This is a genomic window from Chryseobacterium sp. YIM B08800 (assembly GCF_026163565.1).
Taxonomy (GTDB): domain Bacteria; phylum Bacteroidota; class Bacteroidia; order Flavobacteriales; family Weeksellaceae; genus Chryseobacterium.
Genome location: NZ_JAPDKN010000026.1, coordinates 27,789 through 41,041, shown reverse-complemented (window position 1 = coordinate 41,041; position 13,253 = coordinate 27,789). Strand labels below are relative to the sequence as shown.

Sequence of the window (13,253 nt, the reverse complement as noted above, 5' to 3'; positions counted from 1 at the left end):
TTCTCTAAAATTTTTACTTATTGAATACTAAAAAACTCCTGATTTTTCTGGAGTTTTTTTATTGTTAATAAATTCTTGCAAAAGGAAAATACAAGACGCTTAAATTGGCAGTTCTTTTTTTTGTGACTTTTTATATTGATTTTAATATTTATAAATGGATATGAAAACATTTTTAAAGAATTTGTATTAACTATAAAATAAAACGATAAAATATTAGTAATTAATATTATATTTGCTGGATTAAATATTGTTAACAATGAAGATTTCTATTTTTTCTAAAATTGCACTTCTCTTCGTTTCCGTACTATCAGTTATAGCTTACGGTCAAAGAATAGGAGATAGCAAATTAGTTGTAGGTAAAACCTATACCGTGAGTGAATTGAAAGCCGTAAATGGTGTTATTAAATGTGCGACGGTAGAAGAAGAGCGTGAATTACAAGCTAAATATCCAGATAGAATGACGGATGCACAGTTTGAAGCTTGGCTGGCTCCATTAGTACAAAATGCAAAGGCAAACAAGTCTCAAAATGGAGGAATAATTACAATTCCTGTTGTTGTACATGTAATTCATGCTGGAGAAGCTTATGGTGTAGCACCCAATATTACTGATGCTCAGGTACAATCGCAAATTACGGTGATGAACAATGATTACAGAAAATTGGCAGGTACTCCTGGGTATAATACAAATCCTGTGGGTGCTGATGTTATGATTCAGTTTGCTCTTGCAAAAGTGGATCCTAACGGAAATCCAACTAGTGGTATTAATAGAGTAAATTTCTGTTATACTAGCTGGACTCAGGCAGGTGTTAATTCATATGTAAAACCAAGAACAATTTGGGATCCTACTAAATATATGAATATGTGGAGCGTAAAATTTGGAGGTAGTAGTTCAACGCTTCTTGGATATGCTCAATTTCCTTCAAATTCTGGTTTAGGAGGACTAAATACAAGTGGAGGTCTTGCAACAACAGATGGTGTAGTTGCAAACTATGCAACATTTGGAAGTTCTGATTATGATGATGGCACATTCCATTTGGATGCACCTTATGATAAAGGAAGAACAATGACTCATGAAGTAGGACACTTTTTAGGTCTGAGACATATTTGGGGAGATACATCTTCATGTGTTGTAAATGCTACGGATAGTAATAATGATTACTGTTTAGATACTCCAGCTGCGGCAGCTGCAAATTATAATTGTGTAACGATAGATTCTTGTCCTTCAGATCCAGGAAATGATATGATTCAAAATTACATGGATTATACAACTGATACATGTATGAATATTTTTACAAATGATCAGAAAGCGAGAATTACTGCTGTAATGAATAACTCTATTAGAAGAGCAGAGCTAAAAACATCTGTTGCAGATATTGCAATTCCTTTGTTTGCTAATGACGCAGAAGTGAAATTAGAAAATAATTGCTTAACTTACAATTCAATCTGCGATGGAGGCAATGGAAACTCTTTTGCAGTTGCATTATATAATAGAGGTACTAGTAACATGACTTCTGCAATTATTACATATACTGTAGGATCAAATACTCAAACTTATACTTGGAATGGTAACATTGCACCAAGTCGTTATGCTGTGGTAGATATATTTGCACCTGCAACAATGCCTACAGGAACAATGACTGTATCAGTAACTACTGTAAACGGTGTTGCCGATCAAAGATCAACGAATAACTCTTTTACAACATATTTTGTAGGTTCAGGAGCTGTAAATGCTACTACAGGAGCTTATACATTTAACCTACAAAGAGATAACTATGGTAGTGAGATTTCTTGGACAATGAAAAATAGTGCGGGTGTTACTGTTTACAGTGGTGGTCCTTATACGGATACAACTTCATTACCAGCACTTACTACTGAGACTTGGAATTTAACACCTGGTTGTTATACATTTACCATCAACGATTCTTATGGTGATGGAATTTATGATACAGGAGGTTATTATAACTTAAAAGATGCAGCAGGTAATGTAATCTTCCAAGGTACAGGTTATACTACTACTCAAACAAGAGCTGTAAATATTACTACATTATCTACGTCTGAAGCACAATTAGAAAAAATAGGGATTTATCCTAATCCAGTTTCAGATTTCTTAAACGTAACTAAAGTTTCTGATAAAAAAGCTACTTATAAAATTTATAGTGCAGCTGGTCAATTAGTTGGTAATGGAAATATTAACAATGGAAAAATTAATGTTTCATCATTAGTAAAAGGAACTTATGTAATATCTATTGAAGATAAAGGAAAAGAAAGTTTCAATTCTAAATTTATCAAGAAATAATAAATTCTTTTTAATACTAAATAAATCCTCAGGAAAACCCTGGGGATTTTTTTGTTTTGAAATCATAAGTTCGTTTTTGATGAAGTAATTGTAAAAAAAATGGTTTAATCTATATTTTAATTATAGAAAATGATTAGATTTGTATTTAATATAAAAAAATACTGCCTATGACTAAATTCTTTACATTTTTCTCAAATCTACGAAGTTCAATTAATTTTGGTATTTTAAAAAAGCCAATTTTAACAAAAACCGATAGATTATCTTATCTGTTTTCTAAAGAAAATATAGTTTTTTTAATGAAAAATTATATAAGTAGATATACAGAAAAACCTAATGATAGATTCAAATTACATTGGTATTCATTTTCATTTTAATATTTAATTTATGAAGAAACTTCTACTTATGTGCCAATTGCTTTTTGGTGCATTTCTCATGGCCCAGGTTAATTATACGCAGAACTGGACGACCACGGGACTTAATAACTGGACGACCACAGATTTTGTATTTTCTAGTACTACCACTGCAAACCAAATTTGCGGTACTACCGGAGGTACAATAAGAGGAAATAGATATAATGGAAATGCCGGAGATTTTACATCCCCTAATATTCCAGGTAATAATCAAGGGCTTGTAACGATGTCTTTTGATTATAAAGTTACTAATTGGTCAGCAGGAACAGTTGCTACGACTGCTGCAAATCTTGGTACCATTGCAGTACAATATGCAAGCAGTACTGGAGGACCTTGGGCTACAGCTTACACAATTAACTCTACGAACCACGTAGTTGCGAATACATGTGCTACGAAAACGGTAACATTCAATCCTTCTGCGGGTAATTTATATGTAAGATTTTATGTAACATCAGCAGCATCTGGAGATAATTATTATTACTTTGATAATGTAACAATGACTCAAGGCGCAGCTCCTACTTGTTTGGCACCTTCAGCTATTACCTTGGTAAATACAACTGCTACGAATGCAAATATTTCTTGGACAGCTCCGGCTACGCCACCAGCAAATGGTTATGATGTATATTATAATACAACAGGTGTAGCTCCGACAGGTACTACTCCGTTAAATGCAACAAATTCTGTACAAACTGCTACTACAACTGCTAATATTCAACCATTAGCACCGATTACAACATATTATGTTTGGGTAAGATCTATCTGTAGTGCAACAGACAAAAGCTCATGGACTCCGATGCAGTCATTTACGACTTTGTGTGTACCGGTTTCTGTGCTTCCTTGGACAGAAAACTTTGATGCTATGACAACTTTAGGATCAGGAATTGTTCCTTCTTGTTGGAAGCAAATTACTGGAACCAATGCGTGGACATCTTCAAGTGCTGCAGCGACTACTACATCTCCAGGACCAAGATCTACACCAAATTATGTTAGAGTTCAATGGGGGAATACAACAGCAAGTCAGCTATGGACACCAGGGTTTACATTGACAGCTGGATCGACTTATGAATTTTCATTCTATTATCATACTGGTGGAGCAGATACTGGTAATATGGGATTCACGGGTAACGTTTTGGTAAATTCTTCGCAATCTTCTACAGGTGCTACAAACTTAGGAGCATTCATCACTGCAACACAAGGTACTGCTAACTATACTCAGTATAAAGTATATTATACACCTACAGTTACAGGAACATATAATTTTGCTGTAAATGTATCATCTAATGGTACTCCTTGGTATTTAGGTGTTGATGATTTCAAATTGAGAATTGCTCCTACTTGTATAGAACCTCTAGGTGTTGTAGCAGTTGGCGCTACAGGAAATACAGCTACTATATCTTGGAATCCGCCAACAACACAACCTGCAAATGGATACCAAATATATTATAGTACAACAACTACTCCTCCTCCTACACCACAAGTAACGGGTATTCCTGGTACAGCAGTTAACTATACAATTCCGGGATTAACCCCAAGTACAACATATTATATTTGGGTGAGAGCAATATGTAGCGCAACAGATCAGAGTGATTTATCAGATCCTGTATCTATTATGACAACGCAAATTCCTGCGCAGCTTCCTTATACTCAAAACTTTACTGGAGGTAATGATTTAGGATTGTTAAACGGTACACAGGCTAATAAATGGGTACGTGGTACTGCAACAGGAAATCCTGCTCAATCATTATATATATCTAATGACAATGGTGTAACAAATGGGTATGTACATACAACAAGTACTGTACATGCATTTAGAGATATTCAAATTCCGGCAGGAACTTCTCTTGCATCATTCTCTTTTGATTGGAAAGGACAAGGTGAAGGAACCACGTTCAAGTATGATTATTTGGAAGTTTGGTTAGTACCATCTACATATTTACCAGCTGCAGGAACCTTAATTACTGCAGGAGCAGGAAGAGTTTCTTTAGGACAATATAACCTTCAGGGTACTTGGCAATCTTACTCTAACACCAATTTAAATCTTACAAATTTCGCCAATAGTGTAATGCGTTTAGTATTCCAATGGAGAAATGACGGTGGAGGTGGTACTCAGCCTTCGGTTGCAATTGATAATATTGTATTGAGAGTTTGTAGTACAGCTACTCCGGTTGTTACAGTAACACCAGCTTCTATTACACATAATGCGGCAACTATTACTTGGCCACAAGATATAGGCGGAGCATCTTATCAAATAAGATACAGACCAGTAGGTTCTACTCAATGGTTACCTACAACAGGTCCTATTACTGTAGCTGCTGTACCTGGAGCTACAAATACCTATACTTTCCCACAAAACTTGTCTCCATATACACAGTATGAAGTGGAAGTTGCTGCGGTTTGTAATGTGACCAACGTAGGTGCGTTCTCTCATAATGAATTTATGACGAAATGTGATCCAACACCTCCAAACGTAACAGTAACTAACATTACTTCTACATCTGCTTTAGTAACTTGGAGCCCGCTTGCAGCTGGTGCTAATTATGAATTGCAATGGAGAGAAGTTGGTACAACACCATGGATAGCTGCAACGCCTACGACTCCTCAACCTCCTGCAAATACTTATCTTCTTACAGGTTTAAGCTCTTACAAAACGTATGAAGTACAGGTAAGAAATAAATGTATTGGATCTACAACTTTCAACCCTTGGTCTACATCTCAAGTGTTTACTACGGTTAGAGTTTGTGAAATTCCGCCTCCGGGATTAACAATCACTCAGTTGAACCCTACATCAGCAGAAGTAGTTTGGGATGCTTATACAGGTACTGGAGCTACAAATAATTATATCTTAAGATACAGAAAGGTAGGAATACCAAGCTGGACGACTATTAACGTAAGTAATACTACCTATACAATAACTGGATTATTAGAACTTACGAAATATGAAATGCAGGTAGCAAATGTTTGTACTGGTACACCAGGTAACTTTACACCTGAATACTACTTTACAACACCAACAGTAGTTTACTGCCCAATGCATTCAACTAACTTTGCTTCTGAATTTATTTCAAAAGTAACTGCGAAACCAGCGGGTAAACCAGAGATGATTAATATTACTACAGGTTCAGCTTATTCAGACTTTACTGCTGTTCCTTTAAAGTATATTGATATGGTTCAAGGTTCTGTTGGTAACCAGATTATAGTAGATAAAACACTTAGTTCGGGAGCTAAAGCTGGAGTAGCAGTTTGGATTGACTTCAACAGAAACGGAACTTTCGATCTTGATGAAAGAATTTTAGCAGATGGTCCGAATACGAATCTTACAGCAAGTGCTACATTCAATGTACCATCTGATGCTTTCATAGGATCTACTGATAAATATGTTGTAATGAGAGTTGCAATGGCTAAAGATGCGATCCCTGTAAACTGTATCAGCTTTACGGATGGTGAAGTAGAAGATTACACTGTAAGAATCTCTAAACTACCGGCAGTTAATACCCTTAATCAGACAGATATCTTGATTTATCCAAACCCAGTTAAATCAATTCTGAATGTTAAAAACGTTAGCAAAAAAGCTAAGTACAAGATTTACAGCGCTGCTGGTCAGGTAATCTCAAGCGGAATCATCTTAAATAATAAGATTGATGTAAGCAGATTGATCAACGGAGTATATGTGATTGACATTGATGATGTTCAGGGCACAGCTCAAAGAAAATTCATTAAAGAATAGTCAATTAATTAAATAGAATAAGCTCTCAGAAATGGGAGCTTATTTTTTTATCAAATATTTCTTTGAAAACTTAGAGGCTGTTTAAATTTGATATTTATTTTTAACATTAAGAAATTAAGATTATTGACTTAAAAAACTTAATACAAAATCAACATGTTGATTTCTTAATCATTTCCGGCTTAAATAACTAAAATACCTTAATGTTAAAATAAGAATAGACAATTTTATTTTAATTTAGAAATCGAAGATTATCTCCTTTCAGTCGATAATGCTATTTCAACGTAGTCAAAATTAAGAGAAAAGCAATAGAAAAACATTTACTAAAAATTTAAAAGGCTCTTAAACATAAAAAATCCCGCTGGAAATTTCTTCAGCGGGATTGTTATTTATTCAATCTCAAAAATAATCTTTTCGGTTTGTTCTTTCAGATCATCAAGATTGGTATTGTTATAGATGATGCAATCGGCTAATTTTATTTTTTCCTTTTCAGGCATTTGCTTTTCCATTACAGATTGTACTTCACGGTAGGTTTTTCCGTCCCGATCCATCACTCTTTTTATTCTGATATTGTCTTCTGCAGTTACCAAAACAGATTGATAGCATTGTTTATTGAGTTTTAATTCAAACAGCAAAGCAGTTTCTTTAAATATCAAATACTTGGTCTGCTTCTTTACCCAATCCTCAAAATCTAAGCGAACAGCAGGATGGATGATCTCATTTAAACTTTGCAGTAAATCTTTATTGTTAAAAACCTTTTCAGCTACAAATTTCCTGTTGTAAAGACCATTTTCATCATAAGACTCATCACCTAAAAGTTCTTTTATTTTTGCCTTTAAATCATCGTTATCATTCACAATATCTTTCGCTCGGTCGTCTGAATAATAAACGGGAAATCCGAAGTCTTCTATAAATTTTGCAACGGTTGTTTTCCCAGAACCAATTCCTCCTGTTAAACCAATGATTTTGGGCGCAGGTTTCGGATCAGGCTCACTTTTTTGATTTTCTGAATACAATTCTTCCATAATCAATATTAATATCCAAAAACATCATTAAAACTGAAAGTCTCATCAAGACGAACTCCCTTTTCAGTCATTTTTAAACTTGCCAATTCGTGGTGCGCATCGTGCTCAAAAAACAATAGATAATCATTGTCTACACATTGTTTTAGAAACTTTGCTTTTTCTTCTATCGTCAATAATGGTCTTGTATCATAACCCATCACATAAACCTGAGGAATATGTCCTGCTGTAGGAATAAGATCGGCTGCAAAGACAATTGTTTTTTCCTGATACTGAATTACGGGTAACATTTGCTTTTCTGTATGACCATCTACAAAAATGACATCCATTTTTAAGTCTGGTGCAAAGCCATAATTTCCGGTTGCAGGAAGTGGCAAAAAGTTCAGTTGTCCACTTTCTTGGATAGGAAGGATGTTTTCTTTTAAAAAACTTGCTTTTTCTCTCGCATTAGGCTCAGTTGCCCATTGCCAATGATTTTCATTAGTCCAGAATTGTGCATTTTTAAAAGCCGGTCTGTATCCCGATTTATCATCGTTCCATTCAATAGCGCCACCACAATGGTCAAAATGAAGGTGAGTTAAGAAAACATCAGTGATATCTTCTTTTACAAAACCGTATTTTTTTAAATTATTATCTAAATTATCATCACCCCAAAGCGAATAATGACCAAAAAACTTATCATCTTGCTTATTTCCGAGACCGCAGTCAATTAAAATTAATTTTTTCCCATCTTCCACAAGAAGAGAGCGGGTTCCAAGTTCTATCAAATTTCTTTCGTCTGCAGGATTTGTTTTTTCCCACAAACTCTTTGGGACGACCCCAAACATGGCGCCTCCGTCCAGTTTAAATTTTCCGCATTGGATAGGATATAATTTCATATAATATTTATTTTTTTTAATGTATTATTTACTTTAATTTTTAATGCAAAAGTTAATATATAGCTTAAAACTATAATGTTAATTTTCATAAGTTTTTTAATAATAGATTTCATTAAATCTTAATTTCTTAATGTTTAAGATACAAAAAAATGAAAAGTATTTTAAGCTAAAAGTTAGTTTTTATGAACTTTTGAATTCCTGATTTTTCAAAACTAATATCTTTTGCGTCTTTTGTGGTGAAAAATAAAATTATTTTTTCAATAGTTTCATTTTTTCAGCAATTTGCTTTCCGTTTTCATCGCCTTTTTCAAGATTTGAAATGATATTTTGGAAATCGTTTTCCTTTCTGTTTTGAGACAATTTTTGTTTAATAAAAATCTCTGTCGGAATGATTTTTAAACCAAAAGCACCTTTCATTTCCTTTTCTATAAAATCTTTTCCCATATCTTTCACCATCATCGGACATTGCTGAAAACTTTCATATTTTGAAGTTAATTTGTCCAAGTGTTGATATAATTCATTATGATTCATTAGCTCAACTTTTCCATAAATCTGCACCGCTTCATAATTCCATGTTGAAACATTGATGTGGTCATACCAACTGCTCGAAATATAAGTATGTGCTCCCAAAAAATCACAAAGAACTTCATTTCCGTTCGTCAGGGTTTTCGCTTGTGGATTTGCCCTTGAAATGTGAGTTTCAATATAAATATTTTCCGGATCATCTTCATTCAGCATCATCATAGAATGAGTCGCTCGAATTTTATCTACCGAAGAAATTAATAAAGCAAAAGAATTTTCTCTGATGATTTCTCTCATCACATTGTAATCTTCACTTTTATATAATTTAGGTATAAACATTTTATAATTAAAAATTAACAAGTTCACAAAAATGGAAAAGATTTTTAAAAACTTAAATGTTCTTATATTTAATTTAGCTTAAAGAACTAAAGTGTTGAAATCTTTTGTGATTAAAAACTTTGAACATTAAACTCAAAATACTAAACTAAAATAGTTCTCCCGGATTTTTCGGAACAGCAATATTCAAATGTTTATAAGCCTTCTCAGTAACCTCTCTTCCTCGTGGAGTTCTGATAATAAACCCTTCCTGAATTAAAAAGGGTTCATAAACTTCTTCCAATGTTTCAGGATTTTCAGCAATCGATGTTGCCAAAGCTGAGATTCCTACAGGTTTTCCTTTGAAATTTTCAATCATCACGCGCATGATTTTGTTATCCATCTCATCCAATCCAAATTCATCAACATTTAAAGAATTTAAAGCATATTTGGTAATTTCAATTTCAATTTCACCATCCCCTTTAATTTCTGCAAAATCACGGACTCTTCTTAAAAGTGCATTGGCAATTCTTGGAGTTCCACGGCTTCTTCTTGCTATTTCAATCGCTGCATCTTCATAGATTTTCACGCCCAAAACTCTCGCACTTCGGATGATAATCATAGACAAAAGTTCAATAGTGTAATATTCCAATCTGCTTTGAATACCAAATCTTGCCAACATCGGTTTGGTCAGCATTCCACTTCTGGTTGTTGCTCCCACCAATGTAAAAGGATTTAATCCGATCTGAACACTTCTTGCATTCGGACCTGTTTCCAGCATAATATCGATTTTGTAATCTTCCATTGCAGAATACAGATATTCTTCTACAACAGGCGAAAGACGGTGAATTTCATCAATGAAAAGCACATCATTTTCTTCCAGATTGGTTAATAAACCAGCCAAACTTCCGGGTTTATCTAAAACAGGGCCAGATGTAATTTTACAATTGACCCCCAATTCATTTGCGATAATATTGGCCAAAGTTGTTTTTCCCAATCCGGGAGGACCGTGAAGCAAAACATGATCGAGCGCACCACCACGTCTTTTGGCAGCGGTAACGAAAACTTCAAGATTTTCTAAGGTTTTTCGCTGTCCGGCGAAATCCTTAAAACTCTGCGGACGAATCTGCTCTTCCTGCATGAGTTCTTCGTGCGAATAATTGTCTTTATCTGGATGTAAAAAATCGGGCATTAATTCAGTTTCATTTACCGTAAAGATAGGAAAATTAGGTTAAGATTTAGATTAATTTCAGGCTGAGATTAAGGTTTAGGTTAAGATTGTACGCTCGACCTTTTTATCGTTTTACAAGATTGATATATTTTAAGTATTTTTGAAAGGAGAATTATTAATAACAAATGATAAAAGATTTTACTGAGATGCCTGTTTGGCAAAAGGCAATGGATATTGCTGAAAAATGTTTCAATATATCTGCAAGCTTACCTAAAAAAGAAGACTATGCTCTTACTTCACAATTAAGAAGATCTGCAGAAAGTATTTCAGCTAATATTGCTGAAGGTTTCGGAAGAAGAACATCAAAAGATAAAAGCAGATTTTATGATATTTCCAGAGGTTCTGCATTTGAAACAAAAAGCCATTTGATATACGGAAACAGAGTAAAATATTTTTCAGAAAACGAGTGCTTAGAAATACAGAATATGATTGGTGAAGTGATACATGATTTAAATAAAATTACAAATCGTTTAAATAACATACAGCCTTAATCTAAGCCTCAACCTTAACCTTAATATAATGAAATTAATAGGTCCTTTCAAGCAAGTCGTAACACTTGCGAATCTTCCGTTAAGAGGAAAACTTTCTGACGAACAAATCGAAATTATTGTTGATGGCGGAATTTTAGTTAATGAAAATAAAATTCATGCAATCGGAAATTTTGAAACTTTAAAATCTGAAAATCAAAATATAGAAATAGAAACAATTGAAGGCGAGAAAATCGTACTTCCCGCATTTGTAGATTCTCACACTCATATTTGCTTTGGTGGAAATCGTGCCAACGATTTTGCGATGCGAAATGCAGGGAAAACGTATCTTGAAATTGCCGAAAGTGGTGGTGGAATCTGGAGTTCGGTACAGCATACCAGAAATGCTTCAGAAGAAGAATTGCTGAAAACTTTATTAGAAAGAATTAATTTTTTAATTTCTCTAGGAATTACAACGATTGAAGTAAAAAGCGGATATGGTTTGGATGTTGAAAACGAACTTAAAATGCTTCGAATGATTAAAAAAGCTCAGGAAAAAACTCAGGCAACTTTAGTTCCGACCTGTCTTTCGGCACATTTAAAGCCACGAGATTTTGAAGGAAGTAACGAGGAGTATTTAAATTATATTTTAACCGAAATTTTACCAAAAGTAAAAGAAGAAAACCTCGCAAAACGAGTTGATATTTTTATTGAGAAATCTGCATTCCAACCGGAAGAAAGTAAAGATTTCTTACTTAGAACTAAAGACTTAGGTTTCGAGATTACGGTTCATGCAGACCAGTTTACACCGGGAAGTTCTCGAATTGCCGTTGAAGTTGGCGCGAAATCTGCAGATCATTTAGAAGCTACAATCGATGAAGATATTGAGTTTTTAGCACAGTCTGAAACCGTGGCAACTGCTTTACCAGGGGCAAGTTTAGGATTGGGAGAAAAATTTACTCCAGCAAGAAAATTATTGGATGCAGGAGCAATCGTTGCCATTGCAAGTGACTGGAATCCGGGTTCTGCACCGATGGGAAATTTAATTACACAAGCTTCTATTTTAGCAACATTTGAAAAGTTAACAACCGCAGAAGTTTTAGCTGGAATGACTTTCCGTTCGGCTTTTGCTTTAGGTTTAGAAGATAGAGGAAGTTTAAAAGATGGTTTAAAAGCAGATTTTGTAACCTATAAAACCAACAATTTCCAAAATGTTCTTTATAACCAAGGAAGCTTGAAGGCAGAGAATGTTTATATCGATGGGATTAAAGTAAAATAATATGGGAATTTTCGATAAATTTTTCAGTAAAAATGAAGAGAAAGAAGCTGGCGAAATTAAAAATTATAAAAATTTTTGGGACTGGTTTCTTACTAAAGAAAAAGATTTTTTTGATGTCGTAAAAAACCACGATAATATAGAAAATAACTTTTTTGATGTTATTGCTCCAAAACTTAAAGAGTTGAACGGAGGATATTATTTTCTTGCGGGAATGAGTGATGATTCTACTGCAGAATTGATTTTAACCGTAGAAGGTGATATTAAAAATATAGTTTTTGCTGAAGAGATTATTGAGATGGCTCCCAAACTTGATCGCTGGAAATTTACCGCTCTAAAACCGGAAATGAATCTCACAAGCGGAATTGAAATGGATGGCAGGAAATTTTCAGCTGATAATATTTTCTTTTATGAGAATGAAGTCGAAGGTTATCCCGACGAAATCGACATCACATTTGTTTATGAAAACTTAAACGAAGAAAATAAAAATGCTATTGTAACCGGAGTATGCGTTTTTCTGGATAACTTTTTAGGCGAACTTAATTTTGCCACTCAAATCGATACTTTTAATGTGGTTGGAAAAGATAATGCTCAAAAAGAATTGGTGCCGGTTACGAAACTGAAAGATTTTTTATCTTGGCGCGAAAGAGAGTTTACAGAAAAGTATAAAAATGTGAAAGACTTCAGCGAAGAAGATAAATTTTCTGTTTTTGAGGCAACTCTGCAAAACGGATGTCCTCTTATTGCGACGATCAATACTTCTTTGTTAACTTACGATTCAAAGGCTTCTTATCCGTGGATTTCTATTTTGAAAGTTCAGTATAACGGAGAAAATAATAACGGACTTCCCGAAAAAGAAGATTACGAAAAATTAAGCAATATCGAAGAGCAGATTATTGAAGAATTGAAAATCGAAGACGGTCATTTATACATCGGAAGAGAAAATGCAGATAACCTGAAAGAAAGTTATTTTGCAAGTAAAGATTTCAGGAAACCTTCAAAAATTTTGAAAAAAGTAATAGATGATCACCCTGAATATAAAATGACACTCGAAATTTATAAAGACAAATATTGGCAGAGTTTTGAACGCTATAATGTAAATCAAAATTAAATTA

Annotated in this window: 9 protein-coding genes; 5 read left to right on the top strand and 4 right to left on the bottom strand. The window is 34.0% G+C overall.

Annotated elements, in window-relative coordinates:
* Positions 1-256 precede the first annotated feature (256 nt).
* Positions 257-2,296: a T9SS type A sorting domain-containing protein gene (locus OEW74_RS11125; RefSeq protein WP_265428562.1), complete on the top strand. Its 2,040-nt coding sequence runs from the start codon at positions 257-259 to the stop codon at positions 2,294-2,296.
* A gap of 384 nt (positions 2,297-2,680) precedes the next feature.
* On the top strand, positions 2,681-6,430 hold the full coding sequence (locus OEW74_RS11120) for a fibronectin type III domain-containing protein (protein ID WP_265428561.1): 3,750 nt from the start codon (positions 2,681-2,683) through the stop codon (positions 6,428-6,430).
* Positions 6,431-6,816: 386 nt separating this feature from the next.
* Here the strand turns inward: OEW74_RS11120 and coaE are convergent, their stop codons facing one another.
* From coaE to ruvB, 4 genes are all read right to left on the bottom strand, one after another.
* Positions 6,817-7,452 (bottom strand): dephospho-CoA kinase, encoded by a 636-nt coding sequence (gene coaE / locus OEW74_RS11115; RefSeq protein WP_265428560.1) that lies wholly within the window; start codon positions 7,450-7,452, stop codon positions 6,817-6,819.
* Positions 7,453-7,460: 8 nt separating this feature from the next.
* Complete coding sequence (locus OEW74_RS11110) at positions 7,461-8,327, bottom strand: MBL fold metallo-hydrolase (RefSeq protein ID WP_265428559.1); 867 nt, start codon at positions 8,325-8,327, stop codon at positions 7,461-7,463.
* Between the two features lie 249 nt (positions 8,328-8,576).
* Positions 8,577-9,188, bottom strand: coding sequence for an FMN-binding negative transcriptional regulator (locus OEW74_RS11105; RefSeq protein WP_265428558.1), 612 nt, complete (start codon positions 9,186-9,188; stop codon positions 8,577-8,579).
* 145 nt (positions 9,189-9,333) lie between these two features.
* Complete coding sequence (gene ruvB / locus OEW74_RS11100) at positions 9,334-10,356, bottom strand: Holliday junction branch migration DNA helicase RuvB (protein ID WP_265428557.1); 1,023 nt, start codon at positions 10,354-10,356, stop codon at positions 9,334-9,336.
* Positions 10,357-10,520: 164 nt separating this feature from the next.
* Between ruvB and OEW74_RS11095 the strand changes: the two genes are divergently transcribed.
* Genes OEW74_RS11095 through OEW74_RS11085 form a run of 3 tightly spaced genes read left to right on the top strand, consistent with a single transcriptional unit; the run spans position 10,521 to position 13,249 of the window.
* Positions 10,521-10,886 carry a four helix bundle protein gene (locus OEW74_RS11095; protein WP_265428556.1) on the top strand — a complete coding sequence of 122 codons (366 nt, stop codon included), beginning with the start codon at positions 10,521-10,523 and terminating at the stop codon, positions 10,884-10,886.
* A gap of 28 nt (positions 10,887-10,914) precedes the next feature.
* A complete protein-coding gene (gene hutI, locus OEW74_RS11090) occupies positions 10,915-12,141 on the top strand; it encodes an imidazolonepropionase (RefSeq protein ID WP_265428555.1) in 1,227 nt (408 codons plus the stop codon).
* A 1-nt stretch (position 12,142) separates the two neighbouring features.
* Positions 12,143-13,249: a DUF695 domain-containing protein gene (locus tag OEW74_RS11085; RefSeq protein WP_265428554.1), complete on the top strand. Its 1,107-nt coding sequence runs from the start codon at positions 12,143-12,145 to the stop codon at positions 13,247-13,249.
* Positions 13,250-13,253 lie beyond the last annotated feature (4 nt).

What these genes read in the sequence shown, in the direction of transcription:
- OEW74_RS11085 (WP_265428554.1), top strand. Translation starts at nt 12,143, where the DNA reads ATGGGAATTTTCGATAAATTTTTCAGTAAAAATGAAGAGAAAGAAGCT.
- OEW74_RS11125 (WP_265428562.1), top strand. Translation starts at nt 257, where the DNA reads ATGAAGATTTCTATTTTTTCTAAAATTGCACTTCTCTTCGTTTCCGTA.
- ruvB (WP_265428557.1), bottom strand. Translation starts at nt 10,356, where the DNA reads ATGCCCGATTTTTTACATCCAGATAAAGACAATTATTCGCACGAAGAA.
- OEW74_RS11095 (WP_265428556.1), top strand. Translation starts at nt 10,521, where the DNA reads ATGATAAAAGATTTTACTGAGATGCCTGTTTGGCAAAAGGCAATGGAT.
- coaE (WP_265428560.1), bottom strand. Translation starts at nt 7,452, where the DNA reads ATGGAAGAATTGTATTCAGAAAATCAAAAAAGTGAGCCTGATCCGAAA.
- hutI (WP_265428555.1), top strand. Translation starts at nt 10,915, where the DNA reads ATGAAATTAATAGGTCCTTTCAAGCAAGTCGTAACACTTGCGAATCTT.
- OEW74_RS11120 (WP_265428561.1), top strand. Translation starts at nt 2,681, where the DNA reads ATGAAGAAACTTCTACTTATGTGCCAATTGCTTTTTGGTGCATTTCTC.
- OEW74_RS11105 (WP_265428558.1), bottom strand. Translation starts at nt 9,188, where the DNA reads ATGTTTATACCTAAATTATATAAAAGTGAAGATTACAATGTGATGAGA.
- OEW74_RS11110 (WP_265428559.1), bottom strand. Translation starts at nt 8,327, where the DNA reads ATGAAATTATATCCTATCCAATGCGGAAAATTTAAACTGGACGGAGGC.